Here is a 24,965-nt window from a genome sequence, read left to right on the forward strand (position 1 = left end):
CGCCTTCAAAGTCTAAGAAAGACGAAAAGTAAACGGCGCGGCCTTTATACTTCAACGTATAAAGGCCGCGCCGTTTTGGTGGCTGAGGGGTCTAAATCACTGCGGATTTCTCACCAACCAGCTCATTTACAATATAATTACCTATGGCCAGTGAGGACGTCGCCGCCGGCGATGGCGCATTGCGGACGTGCACGATGTTGTTGCTCTTCAGGATGTTGAAGTCGTCTATAAGCTTTCCGTTCCGGTCGCAGGCCTGCGCCCTTACGCCCGCACCGCCCGGCACCAGGTCGCTTTCCTGCACTTCCGGTATCAGTTTCTGCAGCGCTTTCGTAAAGGCCGCCTTAGACAGTGACCGGTACATCTCCCCTACTCCCGTTTGGCCATACTTAGCCACGATTTTCCAGAAGCCAGGCCAACTCAGCGTATCTTTCATGTCGGCCAGGTTGAGGTCCTGGAACTTGTACCCTTCCCGCTTAAAGGCCAGCACGGCATTTGGCCCGGCCTCCACGCCGCCGTGTATCATGCGGGTAAAATGCACCCCCAGGAACGGGAAGCTTGGGTCCGGCACCGGATAGATCAGTGTTTTTACCAGGTGCTCCTTTTCTTTGCTCAGCTTGTAGTACTCCCCTCTAAATGGGATGATGCGCAGGTCGTTTTCCTTCTCCGTCATGCTGGCCACCCTGTCTGAGAACAGGCCGGCGCAGCTCACCATGTTGTCGGCGGCGTACATGTGTTTGTCTGTCTCCACATGCACGGTATTTCCTTGGGAGTGTATGTTGATCACCTTCTCGCCGAACACAGCCTCTCCCCCATACTTGTTCTGGTAGAGGTCCAGCAGCGTTTCCGCCATCTTCGGGTAGTCGATAATGCCGGTCTGTGGCACATGGATGCCCCGGATACCCGTGCAATGCGGCTCGATTTCCTGTATCTCCTCCAGCGAGTTCAGCTCCCGCAGGTTTTTCAAACCGTTACGGATACCCCGCTCATGAATTTCCTTTAGCTTGGTAACCTCTGCCGGCGTGGTGGCCACAATGATCTTCCCGCAGAGCTCGTACGGTATGGCGTGCTCCTCGGCAAATTCTAGTATGGAGTTATAGCCGGCTATGCAGTTTTTGGCCTTCAGGCTACCCGGGGCATAGTAGATGCCGCTGTGTATCACGCCACTGTTGTTGCCCGACTGGTGCTTGGCTACACCTTTCTCTTTCTCTATCAGCAGGACTTTGCTGTCGGGGTTCCTGCGTTTTAGGTGGTATACTACGGAAAGGCCCACCAAACCTGCTCCAATAACAATGGTATCGTATTTTTTGATTGACATGCTCTTGTGACTTTATCTTTATACTTTACTTGTTGCTTTATCCTGCCGAGGCAGGCAGCATTCCTCCATAAGAATCTTAGAGCTTATACGAAGAATTCTATATAGGGTCTGCTTCATATTAAGGTATTTCAACTGATCGGCGTTCGCCCTTTCACCTTCCTTCTTTCGATTCTTGGTGTTGCCACCGCTTTACACTAGCCTGAGGCGGGTAAAAGGGGCGAAGGCAAAATGCGCCAGCTAACGAGCAGGAAGTGTTTGCAGCCTTTCGGTGGCAGTAGCCTGCTGCTTTGCAGGCTGTATGGCGTCTTCGTAGATAGACAGCAGCTCAAGGTAGTTTGCCTCCGGCGTGTACAGTTGCTCGTAGCTTTCGCGGGCGTTGTGTCCCAGCTTTCTGGCCAAATCGGGCAACGTCTGCAGCAGCTCGACCTGCCTGGCCAGTTCCTGCGCATCGCCGGGGGTGTAATGCAGCCCGTTTTGCTGGTGCTGTACAATATGGGCCCCACCGCCAATCTTGGAGGCAATTACCGGCGTGCCGGTGGCAAAGGCCTCCACAGCCGTCATCCCAAAGGTCTCCAGCCACTCCGACGGAAAGATCAGCGCACGTGCCTGTTTTAGTTGCGCCATGGCCTCCTCCCGCTGCCGAAATCCCTGGTACTCCACTTTGGGATTCTTGGCAGCGTAGGCTTCCACCAGCCCCTGCAGCGGGCCTGTACCAATGATCCTCAGCGGAAAAGGTTTGCGGCCATGCGCCTCGAGCAATGTCCGGATACCTTTCTCCTCCGTGAGCCTGCCTAAGTATAAAAAGTAATCCTCCCGGATAGCCGCACCCATGCCTGGGTCAGCTGTAAAGTTAGGCTTTATCCTTACCTGCTCCCGCCTTAGGCGGAGGGATGAGTTCTGGAAAAGTTCGGCAGCGCCAGGCGTAAGGGCGATAAACTTGCTCACCTTATCGCGCCAGGTACCCAGCAGTTTGTGCACGCCGGTGGCCAGCACCACCGAGGCTGTCTCTACTCTGGAGCCACGGTACACACCTTTCAGGATAGATTTTACAGGAAAAGTCTGCTGCACGTTCTCCAACTGCACCTTGCCGTCATAGTACAGCACAGCGCTCGGGCACACCAGCCGGTAATTGTGCAGGGTCATCACCACGGGTACGTTATACTTGTGGCACACCCAAAATACCCCCGGCGACACCAACGGGAAAAAGTTGTGCACGTGCACCACATCCGGCTTAAACGCCTTTATACTTTTACCGATGCTGTTTGCGCTCTGCGGGTTATACACTACCCCCAGCGCCGCCTGCAGTTTATCTGTTATACTTGTAACGTTGTTGTTTGAGAAGGTGAGCTGCTCCACCGTGTGCCCGTGCGCCCGCAGCAACTGTGCCTCCTGCTCAAAAACAGTGTCCTCGCCGCCCGCCTGCTTGTAAAAATTGTGGATCTGAAGTATGCGCATAAGAAGTATGATCTCTAATCAGGATAGGGTACGGATTGCCTGCTGCAGGTCTTCGGGAGTGCCCACATCCAGGCTGGTGCCGTTCTCGAACACCTCGCTCTGCACCAGCAGCCCCGCATGAATGGCCGCCTGCACCACCTCCCCCACGCTCAGCTCCCTGCCGGAAGTATACAGCTGCTCCTCCACCTGCAGCAGGTGCGTGTGCATGAACTCAGTGAAGCGCGGCCCCCAGCAGGCAATGGCCCAACCGTGGCGCAGGTCTGATGTGGCAGGCTTGGGAAGTATGGTTTTCACCTCCCCGCTTTCCTGCAGTTCCACCATGTCCCACTTGTGCGGGTAGGGTACGTTAAAGCAGCCGAGCACCACATCGGCGCCGGTCTGCTCCTTCCGCTGTAGCAGCCGCTCAAAGGCGTTCTCCGGCTCAAAAAGAATATCGGGGAAGCCGAACACCACCCGCTGCCGCCGCACAAAAGGATAGGCCTGGTCTACAGAGAAGGGACTGCCATAAGGCTTCTGCATGATGAGGTAGGCCAGCTGCAGCCCCAACTGGCTGCCGTCGCCATAGTAGTCAGGGATGTCCCACTTGCCCTTGCGAAGTATAAAGTATACTTGCCTGGCCCCGGCCCGCCGCATGTGCTCCAGCAGGTACTGCGACACGACCTTGGGGTGTTGACTGCCATGCTCCGGGTGCGCCTCAAAACCCACCGGGAACAGCTCTTTGCTGCACGGCAGGGGCGAAAGCCTGGAACCTAGCCCCGCGGCCGGCAGAATACCCACTACATCTGTTTCCTTCATGCTTACAAAAAAGCGCGCACCGCTACCTGTGGTTTGCGATGCGCGACATTTTATGGTTTAGTTCAGGAAATAACGTTTTAAACAGAAGCTTCTTTCTTGTTCAGTTGCTTCAGCACGCTGTTTCTCTCGGCGTCATCTTTGGCTGCGAAGTAGGCCGCTTGCTCCATGCGGAGCTGATCTACCAGGCGGCCTTCCGGCATCACCACATCATCATACGTAATTACCTGGTCTTTTGGGATATCGCGCTTCAGCACACAACCCTCTGCCACCCCGATCGGTAACAGCCTTTCTGCGGCGGTCGTGTCCGCGTTCTCGCACAAGCCGTAGGTCATGTAGTGCCCGATGCCGTCCAGCACACTGCCGGCCTTCAAGTCGATCTTTGCGGCCGTCACGACCTCTACCTGCGGTGCACCCATTGGCGTCAGAGCTGCATCGTTGAACAGTACCGCGCGGGCCACCGTGTTGGGTACCTCAAAATGGCACAAGTGGTATGGCGTGTAGAACAAGTACAGCGGGCCTTCACCCAGTTTGTACAGGTTCAGGTAATGCTGCTGAATCGGGTTGTCGTGCGTTCCCAACACGAACACGCCCGGGCCCGGCTCAGCGCCAACCACATAATCCACGATGCCCGGCCCCTCCGTCAGGTCTTCCAGCGGGTAGAGGTTGTGTACACAGTCTTTGAGGGAGGTACCGCTGGCTACTGTTGGGCCATGCATGCCGCGCTTGGCTACGCGCATGCCTGTGCCGTTGGCGATAATGGCCTGCTCAAACGAAATCTTGCTACCGTCCGCAAAGGAAGTCACCATAGATGGCTGCTGCCCCCACTTCTTGGCAAAGCCCTCCTGCGTAGTCGGGTTGCGGTAAGGGTCGTGCAAACCTTTGATGTTGCCGCACAGCACGGGCTTTACACCCAGGCCTTTTACGAAGCGGTACAGGTTCATGGTCACGCCCGGCTGGTCGCCGTCGGCATTGGTGAACACCACACCGGCTTTATCGGCGTATACCTTCAGAATCGGACCTATCGTACCGTCTACCTCGGCGTTCATCATGATGATGTGCTTGCTGTTCTGTATCGCTTTGATGGCAACGTTGGTGCCGAACTCCACAGCGCCGGTCACCTCGATCACGGCGTCAATGCCTTCTGCCTCACACAGCAGCATGGCATCCTCGGTCACGCTGTACTTGCCCTGGCGGATGTTCTCCTCCAGCTCTGCCAGCGACGACACCTCCTGCACGTCCTCCACCTCTGCCTGGCTGTAGGCCTGCTTCGCTTTGCCGATGGTGCGGTTAGAGATGGCTACAAGCTCCATCCCCTGGGTATATTTACAGATTTGCAAGGCAATGCCACGGCCCATAAAGCCGGCTCCAACCATGGCCACACGCACTGGGTTGCCTTCAGCCTGGCGTTTGGCCAGGGCTGTATCTACTAGTATCATATTGAAGTATAAATTTTAGGTTTGAATAAGCAAAAGCTGCCGGTTTTACACCAGCAGCTTTCCTTTGTTGATTGGCTGCTCCTCCACAAAATCCGGGTGCGCCTGGTCTTTATCTGAAATCACCACCGGCTCTATCGGCCATTGGATGTTGAAGGCTGGGTCGTTCCAGCGTACTCCTTTCTCTGCGCCGGGTGTGTAGAACTCTGTTACCTGATAAGTAACGTCGGTGTTATCCTCCAGCGTGATGAAGCCGTGGGCAAAGCCTTCCGGCACGAACAGCATGCGGTAGTTATCCGCCGTCAGCTCCACCCCGATCCACTGCTTGTATGTTTCAGAGTCAGGGCGCATGTCGATGATCACATCGTAGATGGCGCCACGGGTGCAGCGTACTAACTTGGTCTCCTCGTTGGGGGCCAGCTGCATGTGCATGCCGCGCAGGGTCCCTTTTTTCTTGTTATAGGAGACGTTGGTCTGGCGGATATCGTTTGTCAGGCCGTACTCCTCAAACTCCTTCTGGCAGAAGGAACGTCCGAAGAACCCGCGTTCGTCCTCTATGCGTTTTACGTCGATGATGTAGGCTCCTTTGAGCTTGGTCTCTGTGAATATCATAAGCTGGGTTATGCTGTTTGTAACTCGGTTTCCGGCACTTTGGCGCTGTTTCGCTGCCACTGCAGCTGCTCGTTCAGGCGGTTTGTCTCCTGCAGGCTGTTGAGCACCATCAGGCGCATCAAGAGCGAGTTGCGGAAATCGCCGTCCTTAAACTCCATAGACTGAAGCCCTTCGTGCAGCCCCTCGATTGCCTGACGAAGGGTATACTGTGGCTGGTGATCCGGCGCCAGCTGCTTGTACAGGTCGAAGTTTACACGGTAGGAGCGCTTGTCAGGAGCCGCGTCTTTGTTCACGGTCACGTCCACTCCTGGAATCAGCTCTGATACGGCGTTCGCCAGCTCGTACACCTGGTAGTTCCATTCATTGGAGCCCGTGTTCACGGCCAGGTACTCACCGCCGTTAGATGGCTGGCGGGTAACAGCCCACTCGATGGCGCGCGCCATGTCCTTTACGTGGATCAGCGGACGCCAAGGCGTACCGTCGCTCAGGATATTGATCTTGCCTGTGGCCACGGCACCAGCCACAAAGTCGTTCAGCACCAGGTCCAAACGCAGGCGGTCGCTCATGCCGCAGGCGGTGGCAAAGCGCAGGCAAGTCACGATAAAGCCGTCGCCAGCCAGTGGCTTCAGGTCTTTCTCGGTCGCCACCTTAGAGCGGGCGTAGGCGGTAAGGGGGTTAAGCTCGGAGTCCTCTGTTTTAGCCTGCTCGGAGGCGGCACCGTACATGCTGCAGCTGGAGGCAAACACGAAATTCTTCACACCGGCGGCCTTAGCCATCTCGGCGATGCGCACGCTTGATTTATAGTTCACCTCCATCGTGATGTCCTCATACTTCTTGCCCATAGGGTCGTTGGAGATGGCGGCTAGGTGCACAACGGCATCCACGCCATCCAGCACTTCGGCGGGCATGGTGCGAACATCACCGTAGAGTTGCACATCTAGGCGGCTCTCAGGAAGTACAGGCGCGTTGGTAAGGCAGTTGGCAAAGTAGGCCATGTCGTAGCCCACGAGGGTAGCTTCGGGGTGTGCGGCGCGCAGGCGCTCTACCACGCCAGGACCAACATAGCCCATGTTTCCGGTTATCAGTATTTTCATTTTTACGAAGTGTATATAGTAAGAAAAGGGGTTGGGTTCTTGACAGGGAATAAAGCCTTAGTTTACAACGCCGGAAAGCATCTTGTGCCACACGTTCCAAGGTGCTTTGCCGCTTTGCCACAGCTCCTCGAGCACATGCTTGTCGCGCAGGGTATCCATTGGCTGCCAGAAGCCGCGGTGGCGGTAAGCAGAAAGCTCCCCCTCCTCGGCCAGGGTCTCCAGCGGGCCACGCTCCCAAATTGTACTGTCATTCTCTATATAATCAAACACACTTGGCTCCAGCACAAAGAAGCCACCATTGATCCAGGGCATGTCGCCGCCGGTTGGCTTCTCTTTGAACTGTGGCACTTTGGTAGCCTCTGAAGAAAGGGTGAAGGCTCCGAAACGGCCAGGCTGCTGCACTGCGGTAAGGGTAGCTTTGGTGCCCTGCGCCTTATGGTACTCAATAGCCTCGCCAATGTTCACGTCGCTCACGCCGTCACCGTAGGTCAGGCAGAACGTCTCGGCGCCCACATAGTCTTTCACGCGTTTCAGGCGGCCGCCTGTCATGGTGCCCTCGCCGGTATTCACCAGCGTCACTTTCCACGACTCCGTGTGATTCTTGTGCACCTCCATGCCGTTTTTGCGCATGTCGAAGGTTACATCCGAGTTATAAAGGCAATAGTTGGCGAAGTACTCTTTGATGATATGGCCTTTGTAACCGCAGCAGATTACAAACTCATTGATATTGTAGTGGGAGTAGATCTTCATGATGTGCCATAGGATCGGTTTGCCTCCGATTTCGACCATAGGCTTTGGGCGCACGCCACTTTCTTCACTTATTCTGGTACCATAGCCACCGGCCAGTATAACTGCTTTCATGATTTATAAAGGGTTGTAGGGTAAAACATTGATCAGGGCGTATCCCGGAGATTTTTGCACTATCTCAGGCAGACAAGCCTTCTATTGATACGGAGATTTCTATATTTGGATTTATATAAATTGAGTTTTTCTGATTGTGGCAGGCTTGGTTGATTTGCATAGGTTAGGAATGGTTGCTGGCATGAGCCGTTTTGATGCCTGTGTAGCGGGTAAAGCCGTCGTGTCTGGTGGACAGCTGCAGCGTCTGCGCCCTTTTCCGCGCGCACCTTACCTTGCTGTAAAATTGCACTACTGCACGGCGGTAGCAGCTATAAGCCTGTTTTTGGCGATATTGGTGCTCTATTATCTGTCTCCATCTCATCCTGCCTCTGAGCATGTGGCTTTATACTTCCGTACTACCTGGAGAGTTGCATGCGTTTGTTCTTTTTAAAGAACATCATCTTGGCAACCTCATACAAAAACTTAGTGTTGGTAACCAGGTAGCGTTTCCACAGCCTGCCTGGCTCCTGCCACAGACGGTACGTCCACTCCAGGCTCAGGTCACGGGCCCACTTCGGCAGGCGCTTCTCCAGGCCGGCGTAAGTCATATAGGCTTGGCCCACGCCCAGCATACAAGCCTTTACCTGCCCTTTGTGGTCGGCCATCCAGCGTTCCTGCTTCGGGCACCCGAGCGCCACAAACACCAGGTCGGCACCGGAGTCGTTGATCATGTTGGTGATGGCGGTATCCTCGATGTGGGTGAGTTTGCGGAACGGCGGCGAGTAATAGCCTGCCACGCGCAGTGCAGGCAAATCGACTTTGGTGCGCGCCACCACCGCCTCCAGCACCTGGTCGGTGGAGCCGTAGAAGAAGACGGACTTGCCTCTTTTCTCGGCCTCCTGCAGCAGGCGCGGCATCAGGTCCATACCCGGCACGCGGTCCTGGTGTTTGCCGTAGAGCAGCTTCATCAGTTTAGACAGCGGCCCGCCATCCGGCGAGGCGATGTCTGCGTTGTTGAGCAGGTTCTGAAACTCCTTGTCCTGCTTGGCCTCCATGAGCATGTGCACGTTGGCAAAGCACACGTAAGAGGATTCCTTGTGGTCGGTGAGCCAGAAAACGTGGTTCACGAAATCATTGAAAGAGCCTGCCGAGATAAGGGAGCCGAGAAGCTGACGCTTCTCTTTAAGTGGTGGCTCGGTAGCAAGGGGTTGTTCTTGTAAGGTCGTATTAGTAAGCATTCTTTTCGCCTTTAATCATGTTCCATACGGTGAGGAAAATAATCTTCATGTCCATCATAAAGCTCCAGTTGGCCATGTACATCACGTCATACTCCACGCGCTTTTCCATCAGGTGCACCTCCTTGGTCTCGCCGCGGTAGCCGCTAACCTGTGCGTAACCCGTAATGCCCGGGGTAACGAAGTGGCGCATCTTATACTTGGAGATTACCTTGGAGTACTGGTCCAGCTGCGACACCAGGTTCGGGCGCGGCCCAACCACAGACATGTCGCCTAAGAGTACGTTAAAGAACTGCGGCAGCTCATCCAGGCTTGTCTTGCGCATAAAGGCACCGAAGCGGGTAATGCGTGGGTCGTTCTTGGTTGCCTGCAGCTCCGTGTTGTTGTTCACGCGCATCGTCCTGAACTTGTAGCAGACGAACAGCCTGTTCTTTTTACCCGGGCGCAGCTGCTTAAAGAAGATTGGTCCCTTAGACTCCAGTTTGATGAGCAGGGCGATGATCGGGAACAGCACCGGGAATATCAGCAGGATGACGGCCAGGGAGAACATCACGTCGAAGATACGCTTTACCACACGGTTGGAGGCTAGCTCCAGCGGCTCGTTACGCACGCTCAGCATCGGGATGTTGTGGTAGAAGTACACATTCACGTCCTTCTTCACGATGGCGCTAAAATCAGGCACAAGACGCAGGTAGATAAAGTTGTCGTTGGCATACTCCGTGAGCTCGTCTATCTGCGCAGAGTCAGTAAGCGGCTTGGTATAGTAAATCTCGTCGATGCTGTGCTGCAGGCAGTAGTCCTTCAGATCCTCGATGTTGCCCATTACCTGGTCGCTGTACAGGCTGTCCAGGTCTGCCTCGTTATCAAAGAAGCCCATGAACTTGGTTCCGATCTCGTCGTTGTTGCTCAGCGTCTGATGCAGCGAGGCGGCGGCGGCCCCTGTTCCAACGATCACATAGCGAGTGTGCGCCATGTCGGAGTTGGTGAAGTAACGGTTCACCTGAAACATGATCAGCCGGCTAACGCCGATCAGCAGCGCCGTAGACAGGTAGGTGTACAGCAGCAGCAGACGAGACAGCTCCTCCAGGTTAAAGATAACGATACAGCTTGCCAGAATAAGCGCATGCATCACAAAGACATTGATCAGGTTGCCAAGGCGCTTATCGACCGGAAGGAAGCTATCCAGCCGAACCACAAAGTTGGAGAAGCCGGACACGATCCACCACACCAGGGCAAAAAGCACGAAGAAGATATTGTATTGGTGGTCGAGCTCAAGGCTGCCATAACGGATCAGGTTCGACAGCTTGAATGCGAAAGCGATGAGGGTAACATCTAGAAATAACAGAAGAACTCTGTTAAAGCTATAGTAATGTCTATATTTATTCATTTGGTTGAGTACTTTTTGGGGTCATAAGTAAACGTCTATCTAAACACTGCCTTACACATACCATCTTCACAAATCGCCTTTCCAGGTCTACTTGCTGTGCTTTTATACTTACAACAGTCGTTAAGCGTCTCCGGCGTCTCCGGATAATCATAGCCCCCACTGCTGAGGCCTGATTTTTTATCTTAGAAACTGGAGCATCAAAGCTGCAGCTATTGGTCTTGTGTGTTTAGTGGGAAATACGGTTGCCACAAACGGAAGGTTTATGATTTTACCAAGTTCTATTAAAAAAGAATAATTTAATAATATACTATAATCCAAATATCTATATATTCAAAATAAGCTCTTTAAGCTATTTACCCCACCTAAAGTAAGCTAATTGAAAAAGATGGCGAAACGCTCAGCTTCACCTGTTTATAACTTACCCAATATCAAAGGCGGGAAAATAAACCAAAGCAAAAGCAATGGCCGCTCCAGATCAGAACAAGTATAAATTTCTGATAAATATAATTATTTCAATAAAAACCTATCAATTTAGCGTTTCGCCTCTGCTCAAGGGAAATTCAATCTTTTTTAGGCTGCCACTATAGGCTTTTGTTAATATTGGTAGCTGCAGTGGGTAAAACTCGGGGGTATGTTATCACTCGTTGATAGGCTATGGCAAACAGGCCGCCAGGTTTTCTTGCCTCCATGGCCTTCTGAGCTACTTCCTAGTGGAAGATTGAAAAATCGGCTTTATACGAAGCCTTAGCCAAAGGGTTTCTTCACTGGCTAATTTTTCACAAAAAAAGCTGTCGTTAATTGAACTTTAGCCGCCCCAAATGCACTTACACCTATTGTACCTGCACTACCTCTCTTTTGGATTTATACTTTATACTTTCATCAGCAGTGCAGGGACAGGTATACAGCCTTTTTAGGAGGACTTTGAGGTGGTGTACGGATGCATCAACCAGAGGCATGCCCCTGACCCTCAGAGAGCTTAAAAACAGATGTAGTATTTAAAAGCAGAACTTTATAAAGAATATTTACAGCCAAAGTATATGCGTTCACCTGCCTGGGGCATTTTATGTCTGCTACTGCTGCAGCTTACTATTGCCTTCCCAAACATAGCTTACGCCCAAACCTGTACCCCTACCATCACCGCCTCCGGCAGCCTTTGCGCCACCGGCCAGGTTGTACTTTCGGCCAGCGAAGCCGAGTCGTACCTCTGGTCTACCGGGGCTACCACACAGACCATAACCATCTCTACCCCTGGAGCTTACTCTGTTAAAACCACACAAGCTGATGGCTGTGAGGCCAGCTCAGAAGAGGTCATGATCGCAGATGGCCCTGATGCCACCGTAGTGGACCCGCTCACTTTCTTTACCTCCTGCAGCTACGCCGGTAACACAGCCACGTTTGAGCTCACCATAGAGAACGCCTCCAAGACCAAGGCAACCAACACCCGCTACGAGATAAACTGGGGCGACGGCAACACGACCAGCCTGGGACCCGAGTTTGAGACAGCCACCCACACCTACAGATCAGGGGGCTCATTTAGCCTGCGTGTAACAGCATATGACGCGCACGGCTGCAAAAACACCCACGAGGAGCGCGTGTTCATCGGCAGTAACCCCAGCCTAGGTATCTCCAGCCGCGGTAACACCAACGACTGCGCCCCTGCTACCTTTATCTTCGACATTGATAAGGAGATCGTAAAAAACAACTCGCCCCAAACAGTTTATACTTTCCAGTTCGACGACGGTTCGGCCCAGATGGTGTTCTCGCATGCCAACCTGCCTGCCACCATTGAGCATACCTTCACGGAATCCTCCATGAGCAAGCCAGGCCGTGCCTTTACCCTGACCGCCACCGCCACCAACCCCTGCGGCACCACGCCCGCCACAGTCGGTGGTATAAAGGTGTCTAAAGGGCCAATCGCGGACTTCGCCATCGGCAAAGCCTGCCTGAACACGGCCATCAAGCTGACGGACAAAACCATTGAGGGTTTCAACGCCAATGCCAGCAACGGCACCAACGCCGGTAGTTATATCGTAGACTGGGAGATTTCTCCGGCACAGGGCTGGGAGTATACCTCCGGCAACAGCAAGACTAAGAGCCCGTCGGTAAAATTCACCCAGCCGGGCACTTACACGATTCAGATGACGGCCACACCGACGGGCCTTAACACGAAATGTACTTCCAGCACTGTAAATAAGGTTGTTGTTATAGAAGAACCACCGGTTGCCGATTTCACCCTGAGCGGCGACGACACCTGTGCCCCTGCCATTTTCGCGGCCACTAACACCTCTACCGGCCCGGAGGCGAGCTATACCTGGCGCGTAAGCCCAGCTGAAGGCTGGGAGTTTGCGCAGGGTACGAACGCCACATCCAGAGACGCCGCCCTTCAGTTTAACAAGTCCGGCACCTACACCATTTCCCTGACGGCCAGCAACAGCTGCCAGACCACACTGAAGGAAACAACCATCACCATCAAAGACAAGCCGCAGGTGCAGCTGCCAGCCCAGCAAGTATACTGCGGCCCGCAAACCATTGCCTTTACCGCGGAAAACGCTGCGCACACGCCAAACTATGACGCACAGCAAGGCACGATCAGCCAGTACACCTGGTCTGTGTCGGGGCTGGGTGCCGCTACGTTCGGGAACGGAACCGACGCAGGGTCGGCCTACCCAAGTATAAACTTCACCCAGGCGGGCACTTACACAGTAAGCGTGGTGGCTACCAATGAGTGCGGCAGCTCTGAAGCAGCTACGCAGCAGGTTATCATTAACCCGCTGCCGGAGCTGAAGGTGACCTCTACCGAACCGGCCCTTTGCATCGGTGGCAGCACCACTCTTTCGGTGGATGGCGCCGACACCTACACCTGGTCACCGGCCGCCGGTTTGAGCGCCACCACCGGTAGCACTGTTACAGCAAACCCGACCGAGACGACCACCTATACGGTTACCGGCACCAACACTGCAACCGGCTGTTCGAGCACCACTACCTTCACCGTGGAGGTAAACCCGCTGCCGGAGGTAAAAGTAACTGCCACGGCACAGGAGATCTGCCAGGGCCAGGGCTCTGCCATACTTGCTGCCAGCGGTGCCGATACCTACACCTGGGCACCAGCTACTGGCTTAAGCACTACTACAGGAGCGGAGGTATCAGCCTCGCCTCTGGAAACCACTACGTATACTGTTACCGGCTACAACAGCGCCACCGGCTGTAGCAGCACGGCTACCGTAACGGTAACCGTTAACCCGCTGCCGGAGGTAAATGCCGGCCCGGACCTTACCGTCTGCGACGACCCTACCCCACTGCAGCTGCAGGCCAGTCCGGCAGGAGGTGCGTGGAGCGGAGAGCACGTAAGCGCTGAAGGCACCTTCATCCCGAACGGCAAGGGCTCCTATACCCTGACGTATACTTACACGGATGCCAAAGGCTGCACCAACTCCGACCAGATGACGGTGCACGTAACAGACGTGGCGCAGGCAGCGGTAAAGCAGCAGCTAGCGGAGGTCTGCCTGAACGAAGGCAAATTTATACTTGGCGCCAGCCCGGTGGGTGGCAAGTGGAGCGGCTCCCGGTATGTGTCTGAAGATGGCACCTTCACCCCTTCTGAGGCAGGTACCTATACCTTAACGTATACAGTGTACACCGGCACCTGCTTCACCACAGACGAGATGACTGTGACGGTGAAGCCGCTACCGACAGCTCCGGCTGTTACGGGCGTAAAAGACATCTGCTTTAACACCTCCACCACGCTGCAGGCAGAAGTGAGCGCCGGCACCGTGAACTGGTACGACCAGCTCAACGGCGGCAAATTGCTGGCCACTACCTCTGCCGGAACAGGTTTTGAAACGGGCAAGCTGACCAAAACCACTGATTTCTACGCCGAGCATGTTGGCGAGAACCAGTGCGCCGGCCCGCGCACCCGCGTTACCGTGATCGTGCGTCCGGAAATCGCAGCGCCTGTGGTGGCTCCTGTCATCATCTGCGGAGCGGGCAAGGCTACTTTAGTGGCACAAGGCCCGGCCAGCAAGTATAACTGGTACGACGCCAGCGGCAACCTGCTGGTACAGGAAGGCGGTAAAGTATACGAACCAACCGTAGCGCAAAGCACAGTGTTCTTTGCAGAGGCAGTGGTCGGAAACTGCGCGGGCCCACGTACACAGGTGCAGGTAAGGGTAAATCCAATACTTGACAAGAACACCATCACCGCCCCGGAAGTAGTATGTGAGGCGGCGCCATTTAGCATCACAGGCTCAGAGCCAACAGGTGGCAGCGGTGCGGGCACTTACACCTACCAGTGGATGAGCAGCCTGAACGGCACCTCCTTCACCAACATTCCGAACGCCACCGGCAAAGTATACCAGTCGCAGGACGGGCTGGCGCTGCCAACCTGGTTTGTGCGCGTGGTATATTCGGATGGCTGCGCCCTGGAGTCTGAGGCGGTGCGGGTAAACGTAATCCCGGCTATCACCAAAAACGAGCTGCGCGATGTGCCAACCATCTGCCACGGCCAGATACCGGAAGCAATTCAGGGTGTAGTGGCGGGCGGCGCGGAGCCTTATAGGTATACTTGGTATGTGAGCTCGGACAACATCAACTTTGAAGAGATAGCCAACAGCAACACGGCCAGCTACCAGCCACCCATACCACTTACTGGCAACACCTGGTATAAGCGTGTGGTGCGCTCCGGTACCTGCCAAACGGTAACCAGCAACATCCTTATGGTGCGTGTGGTGCCTCCAATCAGCAGAAACCTGATTACGGGTACACAAACAATATGCGAGGGCGATGCCGCCACCCTAACCGGGCAAACACCGGAAGGCGGCTACGGCGCAGGCAGCTATACGTTCTACTGGGAGTCTAAAACGGCAGGTGGCGAGTACCGGGAAATCCCGAACAGCCGCGGCACCAACAGCAAAGACTGGACAGCCCAGAACCTGACCGAGACAACTGCTTTCAGAAGGGTAGTACAATCCGGCTCCTGCACCGTGAGCACCAGCGACCCGGTAACGGTGACGGTTAACCCTAAGCTCCTGAACCTGATCGCAGGCGACCAGGAGGTTTGCCAGGGTGGCACTCCTACCCTGCTCACCAGCCTCACCCCTACCACAGGTGGCGAAGCAGGCAAGTATACTTATACCTGGGAATATAAGCTGGAGGGCGACCCTAACTTTATGCCGGCACCGGGCCAGAATAACCGCGCCGACGGCAGCTACCAGCCACAGAGCCTAAGCAGAACCACGCTGTTCCGCCGCAAGGTTACCTCCGGCGGTTGCACCAGCTTCTCTGAGCCGGTAAAGGTAACGGTGAACCCAGCCATTGAGAATTACAACATCAAGGCCTCGCAGAGCATTTATGCGGGCACTAAGCCAGCCACGCTTACAGGCTTGAACACAGCGCCTATAAAAGGAGGCAACGGCAAGTACAGCTACCGCTGGGAGTTCAGCACGGATGAGGTAAACTTTGATCCGGCCGAAGGCAACAACCAAGGTGCCGACTACACCTTCCCGAGAGGGTTGTACAAAGACACCTGGTACCGCCGCGTGGTGCTGTCCGGTGGCTGCGAGGTGACCTCCAATGTAGTGAAGATCACCGTGATTGGGGAGATCGCCAACAACGTCATCAAATCAGACCAGACGATCTGTATCGGCAGTGTGCCGGCAAGGCTAGAGGGTGAGCTGCCAAGAGGCGGCGAAGGCAACTTTAACTACCGCTGGGAGAGCAGCACCAAAGGCGATAAAACCGGCTTCGTGACGGCACAAGGCTATAACGGTTCCCCTAATGATGCGCAAAGCTTCCAGCCTGGCCCGGTTAGCCAGGATACCTGGTTCCGCCGTGTGACCACCTCCGGTGCCTACACCGACATCAGCAACCCAATCCTGATCACAGTGAAGCCGGAGCTAAGCAACAACGCGGTGCTGTCGGGTACGCAGACGGTCTGCTCCGGCGAGGCCCCGGCCACCCTGGCTGGCTCTCAGCCGGCTGGCGGCAGCGGCAGCCCAGCCTACCTGTGGGAGCAAAGCAACGCCCGCGATGGTATTTATACCCCGGCCCCTGGACAGAACGACAGAAAAGATTACACGCCGTACCCGCTCACCGAGAACACCTGGTTCCGCCGTGTGGTAACATCCGCCTCTTGCGGCTCCCTTACCAGCAATGCGGTAGAGGTTAGGGTAACGCCGCTGCCGGACATGCCGGTGGCGCAGGGGGCCAGCATCTGCGCCGGCCTGAGCACGACCCTCAGCGCAAAAGGCAAAGGCGGCAGGCTGGAGTGGTATGCCAGCGCGGCGGGCGGCACACCGCTTGCCACAGGCAGCACCTTTAAAACACCGGCGCTGCTCCATACCACCACCTACTATGTGCAGGAGGTGCAGAGCTGCGCCAGCAAGCGCCTGGCTGTAACCGTGAAGGTAACGGAGCCGGAGCTGAGTGCAGGGCCGGACGTGACGATCGTGAAAGGCCGAGGCACCCAGCTGCAGGCCAGGGGCGGCCTTACTTACAGCTGGTCCCCGGCCGAAGGTATGGATAACCCAAACATCGCCAACCCAAGCGTAACGCCGGAGCAAACCACGGCTTACACCGTAACGGCCACCACAGAGGGCGGCTGTACTTTCACCGATGAGGTGGTGGTGGTCGTGCTGCCGTTTGTAGATATCCCGAACACGTTCACACCGAACCAGGATGGCATCAACGACACCTGGGTGATCGAGAACATCGACAAGTACAGCAATTGCAAGGTGCAGGTGTTTAACCAGTGGGGCAGCCTGGTGTTCAGCTCCGAAGGGTACAAGCAACCTTGGGACGGCCGCCAGAACGGAAGTCCGCTGCCTATGGCCACTTATTACTACATCATAAAATTGGATCAGAACGAAAAGCCATTAACCGGCAGTGTGACCCTTGTTAAATAAGCTCTATGAACAGACTTTTAGCCCTTGCCTTGATACTTTTGGTGGTGGCTGGCAGCGCCTTTGCCCAGCAGCGGCCGCAGTACACACAGTATACTTTAAATAACTACCTCGCTAACCCGGCCATCACCGGTATCGAGGACTATGCCGACCTGAGGCTTGGAACGCGCCACCAGTGGAGCGGCCTGGAGGGAGCACCGCAGTCGTATTATGCTACGTTGCACATGCCCATCAACAAGCCCGGCGGCAGCAACTATGGCGGCGGCCGCAGCATGGCCAAAGAATCGAGCATGAAGCCCTCGAACATTTACCGCAGGTCGCGCCCGCACCACGGTTTTGGCCTGATGGCCATGTCTACGGAGACGGGGCCGCTGAAGCGCGGCAGCGTGTCGGCCAGCTATGCCTACCACCAGCCGCTCACGCGCACCCTTAAGGTATCGGCGGGCGTGCAGCCTGGCATCATCCAGTACAGCCTGGACCCTGCCCGTGTGAAGCTGGCCAACAACAGCCTCCACGACCCCGCCATTTACGACGGGCGCGTGAATGAGGTAAAGTTTGACCTGAGCATGGGCCTGTGGCTCTACTCCCGCAACTTCTACGCCGGGGTGGCTGGGGCACAACTGGTACCCAGCAAGCGTCAGTACCTGGCCGACAATACACCCTCTGATACGGATGGTGCCCTGCAGCAGCACTACTACGTAACCGGTGGCTACCGGCTGAATGTGGCTCCCTACATCTCGCTCATCCCTTCGGTTATGGTAAAGATGGCGCAGCCAAGCCCCCTATCGGTAGATGCCACCATGAAAGTGCTGTATGGGGACAGGATTTGGGCAGGCGTTACCTACCGGCACGAGGAATCGGTAGCAGCCATGGCGGGGGTCAACATCAACCACCTGCTGGACCTGGCTTACTCCTACGACGCCACCACCTCCCCGTTAGGGCAGGCAAGCGCCGGCAGCCATGAGGTAGTGCTTGGGTTTAAGCTGCGTAACACACGCAAAGTCATTTGCCCGGAATGGGCATGGTAGCTATAAAATAATGGTTTAGTTTGAGAGTCAGAAACGGGGCAGCTACCTTAGCTGCCCTTTTCTTTTTCCAGTGAAAGGGGAAAGCCTATCCTGCTCCTGCCCTTCCTGCACACAGGCCTTCCTATTTAATGAAAATAGAAAAGGCTAACAGGTCCATGCCCCGTTAGCCTTCTAAAGAATCCGTTTTATACTTGCTTAGATCTGCTCCGCTTCAAAGCCGGCCTTCTTCACCGTATCTTTGATAGTCTCCGCGTCTGCGGTATCTGCTTTTACCTCCAGTACCTTGTTGGGATTGTCAGTGTCTACTTTCCACTCCTGCACGCCCTCCAGCTTGTTGAGGTGGGGCGTAACGGCACGCACGCAGTTTCCGCAGTTAATGTTGGTCTTGAATTTATAGGTTTCCATACTTTCCTTGATTTATATTTAACATATTACTTACACTTCATACTTTCTTGGCCCGCAGGCGCAGGCTGTTCGTCACCACCGACACCGAGCTCAGGGCCATGGCCGCACCCGCGATCATCGGGTTGAGCAGGAAACCGGTGAACGGGAACAGTATGCCGGCCGCCACCGGGATACAGATCACGTTGTAGAAGAAGGCCCAGAACAGGTTCTGGTGTATCGTCTGCACCGTAGCCCGCGACAGCTTCACGGCTTTGGCCACCTGCGTCAGGTCGGAGCGCATCAGCGTGATGCCGGCCACTTCCATGGCGATATCGGTGCCCTGCCCCATGGCGATGCTGACGTCGGCGGTAGCAAGCGCCTGCGCATCGTTTATACCGTCGCCCACCATGGCCACCACTTTACCCTCGGCTTGCAGTTTCCCCACAAAATCAGCCTTGTCGGTTGGCAGCAGCTCTGCCTGGAAATGGTCTATCCCTACCTGCCGGGCAACGGCCTCAGCGGTTTGCCTGTTATCGCCGGTCAGCATGTATACTTCCAGCCCCGCCTCGTGCAGGGCTTTTATACCTTCGGCGGCGGCGGGTTTTACCGGGTCGCTCACGGCGAACACGGCCAGCGCCTGGTTGCTGTCAGCGAAGAAGATGGCTGTTTTGGCGTCCTCCTGCAGCTGCCTTGCCGCCTGCAGCAGGTGCTGCGGCAGCTCCACGTTCTGCTGGCGCAGCAGTTTCTCGTTTCCGGCCAGGTAGCGGGTACCGTCAAAGGAGGCTTCTATCCCCAGGCCCGTCAGGCTGCTAAACGCATCCGGTTGCACGGCCTGCTGCCCCTGCTCTCTATAAAAAGTATAGATGGCCTGTGCGATCGGGTGCTCCGACTGCGCCTCCATGGAGAAGAACAGCGTCTCCAACCGCTCCTGCTCCAGGGTGTCCTGCGCCCACACCACATCCGTCACCGATGGCTTACCTAAGGTGATGGTGCCAGTCTTGTCCAGTATAACGGCATTTACCATGTGCGCATGCTCCAGGCTCTCCGCATCTTTTATCAAGATGCCATTCTCGGCACCGCGGCCCACGCCCACCATGATCGCCGTTGGCGTGGCCAGCCCCAGCGCACACGGACAGGCGATCACCAGCACTGAAATCGTGGAAAGCAACGCCTCCGTCAGGTAGGCCTCGCCACCGAACACCAGCCAGGCGGCAAACGTAAGTACGGCGATTACCAGCACCACCGGCACAAAGATGCCCGCGATCTTATCTACCAGCTTCTGCACCGGGGCTTTGCTGCCCTGCGCCTCCTGCACTAGCTTGATGATGTGGGCCAGCATGGTTTCGCCGCCGGTCTTCTGCGCAATGATCTGCACGCTTCCTTTCTGGTTGATGGTACCGGCATAGAGGGCATCACCAGGCTGTTTCTGCACCGGCAGCGGCTCCCCGCTCAGCATGCTTTCGTCTACGTACGTTGTTCCGGAGGCAACCTCCCCGTCTACCGGCACCCGCTCGCCAGGCAGCAGCACGACCCTGTCGCCCAGCTGCACTTCCTCTATCTTCAGCTCTAGTTCGGTGCCGTTGCGCATTACCCGCACCGTTTTGGGCTGCAGGCCCATCAGCTTTTTGATGGCCGACGAGCTACGGTCTTTCGCGCCCTCCTCCAAATACTTGCCCAAAAGTATAAAGGCAATGATCACGGCCACCGCCTCGAAGTATACGTGCGGCATCAGCCCCCTCTCCAGAAAGAACTCCGGGTAAACGGTGTTGAACACGCTATAAACAAATGCGATACCGGTACTAAGCGCCACGAGGGTGTCCATGTTGGCGCGGCCGTGTTTAGCCTGTGCCCAAGCTCCAACAAAGAAGCGTTGCCCTGCCCACAGCAGTACCGGCGCGGTAAGTATAAGCATGGCCCAGTTGCCCCAGGCAAAGGTATCGTGGAAGAACATGCCCAGGATGAACACGGGTAGTGCCAGCACCCCGGCTATAATGGTCTTGCGTTTTAAGGCAGCCAGTGCACTGGCCTGCCGCTCCTCTAGTTCCTCCTGCGTTGTTTCCTCTATCAATATGTCAAAGCCGATTTCCTGCACTGTCTCGCGCAGCTGGGCGGGGCTCACTTCTTTTTCATCGTATGCCACCTGCAGGGTTTTGCCGGCAAAGTTTACGTTGGCCTCGGCCACTCCCTCGCGTGCGTTCAGCATGCTTTGGATGCTGTTGGCGCAGGAGGCGCAGGTCATGCCCTCTACCGGAAAGGTGGCTTTAGTGAGTTGTCTATCTTTTACAGTTGCCATTTCTTTCATTGTTTTATCTACTACAAAGGTACGCCCTCTCCGCTGCCTGGGTGTTACATAATTCCGGAGAAGGCTTATATGTTTTACAGGCCACCTGGGGGGCTTGCTATGAATTTGCACTAAAAAAAGCGGTCACTCTCTAAAACGATGTTGCAACTATTATACTTCCAAGGGAAAAAGCTTGATTAATATATGAATATGACAGGCTGTATTGCCGTTTTTTAATTAATCTTTATTTTTAAAGGTTAAAGACCTTTAAGTCTTTATTGTATTAAAGCTACAGATTCCCTACAGACTACTGGCTTAGCAGCCACACCACCATGACGTACACAGATAAGCCTGTAACAGAAGAGCGCACGCACCATAGTTATGGCCGCATCATACGGTACATCAGGATCTCCTTTGGGAGTATGCTGGCTGCCTTGCTGTTTGCATGCGTGTTTTTTTACTTGCAGAACAGCTCATTAAAGAAGGATTATCAACAGGACCTGCAGCTTATCTATAAGCGGATGGGGTTGGTGAACACCCTTTTTGAAACAAAGGAACGGTCCCAGGTGCTGCTAAGGGCCCACATCTACGCAGAGCGCGCGGCTACCAAAGACAGCCTGAGGCAGGAGCTAGTCAGCGCTTTCAGATTACAAGATGCCACTTTGCAGCAACTAAACAGCACGCTGCGAGGCGAGGAGCAGGAGCACAGACTACACGAGCTTATCAATGACCTTGGCATCTACCACAGCCATATCGATACCATCATCAGGCTCTCTGATAACATGCAGGAGACTGCGGCCGTGGCGTACTCGTCGGCTAACCTTGCGCCGTTTTACACGCGCAATCAGTCTAACCTCATCAGCCTCAACAAAGAGTTTACCTCCTCTGCCCTGGAGCATTCGAGCACTTTTCTCCCGGTTTTTGCCAGGCTGGTGGATGAGTACATTCTCTTGCTGCTGCTGGTGATACCGCTTATCCTGGGAGCCTCGTTTGCCTTTAGCCGCATCACAAAGCGCCTGCAACGGGAGAACAAGCGACTTAACACAGAAATTAGGGAGCGGGAAACGCTGCAGCGAAAGCTTGAGGCCACCCGGCTGGATTTCGAGCGGCTTTTCAACAGCAATCCTACTCCCATACTGGTTTTCGACCAACACACCCTCCGGTTTCTGGAAGTAAACGAGGCGGCCGTGCAGGAGTATGGCTACACCCGTGAGGAGTTTCTGCAACTGACAGTGCTGGACATCAGACCGGCAGTGGACAGAGAGGAAATAAAAAATCACCTCAGCCATTTAGACAAAGCCTCCTTCGCCCAGAGCGAGAGGAGGACCCACATGCGAAAAGACGGCACTACGTTTCAGGTAAAGCTTCAGTCGCATGCCCTGCCGGAAAAAGAAGGGGTTTACCCCCGCCTGGTTACCTCAGAAAACGTGCAGAGGCTGGAGGATTATGTTACCCAGCTTACCAAAAGTGAGAAACAGCTGCGTGAAATCAGTTCCAGCATACCTGGTGCGGTGTACCAGTTTCAAGTGGATGGACATGGCAACATGAGCTTTCCGTTTGTGAGCGACGGGATTGAAGACGTGGCTGGCGTTACTCCTGAAGAGGCCTGCAAGAACGCAAGCGTCTTGTTTGAATCCATACACCCGGAGGACCTGGAGCGCGTGATGAAAAGCATTGATGACGCTACCCGAGGCTTTCTGCCCTGGCTGCAGGACCTGCGCATTTGGAATAAGGCCGGGCAGAAATGGATCTGGATCCGGGGGCACGGTTTGCCTTCCTCCAGCGAGGATGGCATACTGCTTTACAATGGCACTTTTATAGACATCACAGACCAGAAGGAGGCTCAGGAGAAGCTCACCGCAAGCGAAGCCAACCTGAGGGCGCTGCTCGACAGCTCCCCACAAGCTATTTACCTGCTAAACAAGGAGCTAAATGTGGTACTGTTTAATGCTGTTGCCGCCGAAGAGGTAAAAAAGATAACGCTGAAGGACCTGGAGGCAGGCCAGAGTATCATCAATTTTATTTCCGAGGAGCAAAAGAACTTTCTCCTGGAAAGCCATGAGCGTGCCATGCAGGGCAAACCCACCATCTATGAGACAGGCAGTGGAGAGCTTTGGTTTGAGGTAGCCATCCGCCCGGTGTTCACTCCGGAAAGGCAGGTAGTTGCCGTAGCCCTAAGCGTACACGACATCTCGGAGCAGCGCAAGATCGTGGCTGCCATCCGCGACAGCGAGGCTAAGCTGACCAAGGCGCAAAAATTAGCGAAGCTCGGCAATTGGGAGCGCGATCTGCAGCGCGACAGCATGAGCATGTCAGATTACCTCTATACCATGCATGGCGTGTCTCCTGAAACCTTTACCCCTACCTTTAACGGCCTGCTGTCTTTCTGCCACCCGAAAGACAGGGAGAAAGCCTGGCAGGATTACCAACTGGTGATAGAGGAAAAAACCATCGTAGAATCTGAGCACCGCATCCTGTTGCAGGACGGCACCCAAAAGTACCTGCACCACATCATGGAGCCGCTGCTGAATCATCAGGGGCAGGTACTGAAAGTACTAGGCACGGTGCAGGACGTTACGGAGCAAAAGGAGAAGGAAAAGCAGATAAGGGAGGCGCGCAACCGTTTCCAGTCTACCATCGAAAACATTCCTGAGGTTATACTTTCGGCCGATGCGGACATGCAGATCTTATACATCAGCCCCCAGTGCAAAGATGTCACGGGCTATACAGAAAGTGAGTTCCTGCAAGAGAACCTCTGGCGTACCATCATCCACCAGGATGATCTGCCGGAGTTCCAGCGGCGCTTGAGGCAAGAGATAGCGAAGGGGCAGAAAATCCTGCACGAGATGCGCATAACTACCCGCGACGGCGCCTTGAAGTGGGTGCTGCTGCGCATGTCGCCCATGCTCGGGAAGCACGGCGAGGTCCTGAGGATAGATTCCTCCGTGTCTGATATTAGCGAACGCAAGCTGGTAGAGGCAAAGCGGACCCTGCTGACAGAACAGCTACAGGTGCAAAACCAGAACCTGCAGCAGTTTGCCTACATAGTATCGCACAATTTGCGTGCGCCCATTGCCAACATATTGGGCCTAACCACCATCTACAACCGCGAGCACCCCGAGGCAGAGCTAAACAGGCATGTGATTGATAACCTGGCCAAATCGGCGCAGCACCTGGATAACACCATCCGCGACTTAAATGATATCCTGACGGTGCGTGGCCAAATATTGGACGTAGCGGAAGAGATTTACTTTGAGAGCCTGCTGAAAGATATCCTCAAAAGTATTTCCATTGAGCTACAGAACACCGACGCCAGCGTGGACTACGACTTCACAGAGGCTCCCTGCACTGTTACGCTGAGGAGCTATGTGCACAGTATACTCCAGAACCTGATAACAAACGCCGTTAAGTACCGGGACCCTGGCAGGAGGCCGCACATTTATATAAGAAGTTATAAGCAAAACGATTATATTTGCATCGAAATTTCCGATAATGGGCTTGGTATTGACCTTGCGAGAGTAAAAGGCAAACTTTTTGGTCTCTATAAGCGCTTTCATCCACATATAGATGGCAAAGGCCTTGGCTTGCACTTGGTTAAGACGCAGGTAGACCTGCTGGATGGTAAGATTGAGGTCAATAGCCAGGTTGGAAAAGGCACTACATTTAAGGTCTACATCTAAAAAAGACTTAGGTAACTTGTATAATGAATATGTTGAAAAAGGTAGTTCTAATTGATGATGATCAGATCAACAACTTTGTGTGTGAGACGATTATCAAGAGTGAGAACTTTGCAGAACGTGTGGTTAGTTATGAGTGGGCAGAGGATGCGCTGAACAACCTGAGAAAGATGGCGGAAGAGTGCCCTGAGGAGTTTCCGGATCTGATTTTTCTTGATATAAACATGCCTGGCATGGATGGGTGGAAGTTTTTGGAGGAGTACAGGAACCTGCCAGAAGAAGTGACCAAGGAATGCAGCCTGTTCATGCTGTCTTCGGCTGTGGACCGGGAAGACATTATATGCGCCAAAACCCATGCTGAGGTGCGTGACTTCTTTTCAAAACCGCTGTCTCCGGAGATTCTGAACTTAATAAGGGAGGACTATCTCGTTTAACTCCCCTCCTGTTTGTATAACTGGCCACTGCTCCTCAGTGGCTTTTTTTATACCCCACCCCTATCCTATCGGTCTCTTGTGCGTACACTATACAAAGCT

Annotated in this window: 15 protein-coding genes; 4 read left to right on the top strand and 11 right to left on the bottom strand. The window is 54.6% G+C overall.

The features are described from left to right. Nucleotides 1-91 precede the first annotated feature (91 nt). From lhgO to PXG97_RS08230, 9 genes are all read right to left on the bottom strand, one after another. Nucleotides 92-1,315, bottom strand: a complete 1,224-nt coding sequence (lhgO, locus tag PXG97_RS08190) for an L-2-hydroxyglutarate oxidase (protein ID WP_276497267.1) — start codon at nucleotides 1,313-1,315, stop codon at nucleotides 92-94. A 237-nt stretch (nucleotides 1,316-1,552) separates the two neighbouring features. After that, on the bottom strand, nucleotides 1,553-2,770 hold the full coding sequence (locus tag PXG97_RS08195; RefSeq protein WP_276497268.1) for a glycosyltransferase family 4 protein: 1,218 nt from the start codon (nucleotides 2,768-2,770) through the stop codon (nucleotides 1,553-1,555). An 18-nt stretch (nucleotides 2,771-2,788) separates the two neighbouring features. Next, the gene (locus PXG97_RS08200) at nucleotides 2,789-3,565 is read right to left on the bottom strand and encodes a nucleotidyltransferase family protein (protein ID WP_276497269.1); all 777 of its coding nucleotides are present in this window, start codon (nucleotides 3,563-3,565) and stop codon (nucleotides 2,789-2,791) included. 77 nt (nucleotides 3,566-3,642) lie between these two features. Further along, nucleotides 3,643-5,001 (bottom strand): NAD(P)H-dependent oxidoreductase, encoded by a 1,359-nt coding sequence (locus PXG97_RS08205; RefSeq protein WP_276497270.1) that lies wholly within the window; start codon nucleotides 4,999-5,001, stop codon nucleotides 3,643-3,645. A 45-nt stretch (nucleotides 5,002-5,046) separates the two neighbouring features. Continuing rightward, a complete protein-coding gene (rfbC, locus tag PXG97_RS08210) occupies nucleotides 5,047-5,610 on the bottom strand; it encodes a dTDP-4-dehydrorhamnose 3,5-epimerase (protein ID WP_276497271.1) in 564 nt (187 codons plus the stop codon). Between the two features lie 8 nt (nucleotides 5,611-5,618). Further along, the gene (locus tag PXG97_RS08215) at nucleotides 5,619-6,704 is read right to left on the bottom strand and encodes an NAD-dependent epimerase/dehydratase family protein (RefSeq protein WP_276497272.1); all 1,086 of its coding nucleotides are present in this window, start codon (nucleotides 6,702-6,704) and stop codon (nucleotides 5,619-5,621) included. Nucleotides 6,705-6,761: 57 nt separating this feature from the next. Continuing rightward, nucleotides 6,762-7,565: a glucose-1-phosphate cytidylyltransferase gene (gene rfbF, locus PXG97_RS08220; RefSeq protein ID WP_276497273.1), complete on the bottom strand. Its 804-nt coding sequence runs from the start codon at nucleotides 7,563-7,565 to the stop codon at nucleotides 6,762-6,764. A 395-nt stretch (nucleotides 7,566-7,960) separates the two neighbouring features. After that, on the bottom strand, nucleotides 7,961-8,782 hold the full coding sequence (locus PXG97_RS08225) for a WecB/TagA/CpsF family glycosyltransferase (RefSeq protein ID WP_276497274.1): 822 nt from the start codon (nucleotides 8,780-8,782) through the stop codon (nucleotides 7,961-7,963). Further along, complete coding sequence (locus PXG97_RS08230; protein WP_276497275.1) at nucleotides 8,772-10,166, bottom strand: undecaprenyl-phosphate glucose phosphotransferase; 1,395 nt, start codon at nucleotides 10,164-10,166, stop codon at nucleotides 8,772-8,774. Before PXG97_RS08230 ends, PXG97_RS08225 begins: the two co-directional genes overlap by 11 nt. Before the next feature lie 1,037 nt (nucleotides 10,167-11,203). Between PXG97_RS08230 and PXG97_RS08235 the strand changes: the two genes are divergently transcribed. Together PXG97_RS08235 and PXG97_RS08240 are read left to right on the top strand one after the other, a co-directional pair. Beyond that, entirely contained in the window at nucleotides 11,204-17,065 is a 5,862-nt protein-coding gene (locus PXG97_RS08235) for an Ig-like domain-containing protein (protein ID WP_276497276.1), read from the top strand. Between the two features lie 5 nt (nucleotides 17,066-17,070). Further along, entirely contained in the window at nucleotides 17,071-18,090 is a 1,020-nt protein-coding gene (locus PXG97_RS08240) for a PorP/SprF family type IX secretion system membrane protein (protein ID WP_276497277.1), read from the top strand. A gap of 195 nt (nucleotides 18,091-18,285) precedes the next feature. On the opposite strand, the gene PXG97_RS08245 is transcribed toward PXG97_RS08240, so the two are convergent. Both PXG97_RS08245 and PXG97_RS08250 read right to left on the bottom strand, forming a co-directional pair. Beyond that, the gene (locus PXG97_RS08245) at nucleotides 18,286-18,495 is read right to left on the bottom strand and encodes a heavy-metal-associated domain-containing protein (protein ID WP_276497278.1); all 210 of its coding nucleotides are present in this window, start codon (nucleotides 18,493-18,495) and stop codon (nucleotides 18,286-18,288) included. A 37-nt stretch (nucleotides 18,496-18,532) separates the two neighbouring features. Then, nucleotides 18,533-20,767 carry a heavy metal translocating P-type ATPase gene (locus PXG97_RS08250; protein ID WP_276497279.1) on the bottom strand — a complete coding sequence of 745 codons (2,235 nt, stop codon included), beginning with the start codon at nucleotides 20,765-20,767 and terminating at the stop codon, nucleotides 18,533-18,535. A gap of 320 nt (nucleotides 20,768-21,087) precedes the next feature. Here PXG97_RS08250 and PXG97_RS08255 point away from each other — a divergent pair, with 320 nt between their 5' ends. Continuing rightward, a complete protein-coding gene (locus tag PXG97_RS08255; protein WP_276497280.1) occupies nucleotides 21,088-24,435 on the top strand; it encodes a PAS domain-containing sensor histidine kinase in 3,348 nt (1,115 codons plus the stop codon). 29 nt (nucleotides 24,436-24,464) lie between these two features. Further along, nucleotides 24,465-24,866 carry a response regulator gene (locus PXG97_RS08260; RefSeq protein WP_276497281.1) on the top strand — a complete coding sequence of 134 codons (402 nt, stop codon included), beginning with the start codon at nucleotides 24,465-24,467 and terminating at the stop codon, nucleotides 24,864-24,866. Nucleotides 24,867-24,965 lie beyond the last annotated feature (99 nt).

Origin of the sequence: Pontibacter litorisediminis (assembly GCF_029360645.1) — a bacterium.
GTDB classification, from domain to species: Bacteria; Bacteroidota; Bacteroidia; order Cytophagales; family Hymenobacteraceae; genus Pontibacter; species Pontibacter litorisediminis.

Coding starts and splice junctions, on each gene's coding strand:
- PXG97_RS08225 (WP_276497274.1), bottom strand. CDS start 8,782: ATGCTTACTAATACGACCTTACAAGAACAACCCCTTGCTACCGAGCCA.
- PXG97_RS08235 (WP_276497276.1), top strand. CDS start 11,204: ATGCGTTCACCTGCCTGGGGCATTTTATGTCTGCTACTGCTGCAGCTT.
- PXG97_RS08200 (WP_276497269.1), bottom strand. CDS start 3,565: ATGAAGGAAACAGATGTAGTGGGTATTCTGCCGGCCGCGGGGCTAGGT.
- rfbC (WP_276497271.1), bottom strand. CDS start 5,610: ATGATATTCACAGAGACCAAGCTCAAAGGAGCCTACATCATCGACGTA.
- PXG97_RS08240 (WP_276497277.1), top strand. CDS start 17,071: ATGAACAGACTTTTAGCCCTTGCCTTGATACTTTTGGTGGTGGCTGGC.
- PXG97_RS08215 (WP_276497272.1), bottom strand. CDS start 6,704: ATGAAAATACTGATAACCGGAAACATGGGCTATGTTGGTCCTGGCGTG.
- PXG97_RS08245 (WP_276497278.1), bottom strand. CDS start 18,495: ATGGAAACCTATAAATTCAAGACCAACATTAACTGCGGAAACTGCGTG.
- PXG97_RS08205 (WP_276497270.1), bottom strand. CDS start 5,001: ATGATACTAGTAGATACAGCCCTGGCCAAACGCCAGGCTGAAGGCAAC.
- PXG97_RS08260 (WP_276497281.1), top strand. CDS start 24,465: ATGTTGAAAAAGGTAGTTCTAATTGATGATGATCAGATCAACAACTTT.
- PXG97_RS08230 (WP_276497275.1), bottom strand. CDS start 10,166: ATGAATAAATATAGACATTACTATAGCTTTAACAGAGTTCTTCTGTTA.
- rfbF (WP_276497273.1), bottom strand. CDS start 7,565: ATGAAAGCAGTTATACTGGCCGGTGGCTATGGTACCAGAATAAGTGAA.
- lhgO (WP_276497267.1), bottom strand. CDS start 1,315: ATGTCAATCAAAAAATACGATACCATTGTTATTGGAGCAGGTTTGGTG.
- PXG97_RS08250 (WP_276497279.1), bottom strand. CDS start 20,767: ATGGCAACTGTAAAAGATAGACAACTCACTAAAGCCACCTTTCCGGTA.
- PXG97_RS08255 (WP_276497280.1), top strand. CDS start 21,088: ATGACGTACACAGATAAGCCTGTAACAGAAGAGCGCACGCACCATAGT.
- PXG97_RS08195 (WP_276497268.1), bottom strand. CDS start 2,770: ATGCGCATACTTCAGATCCACAATTTTTACAAGCAGGCGGGCGGCGAG.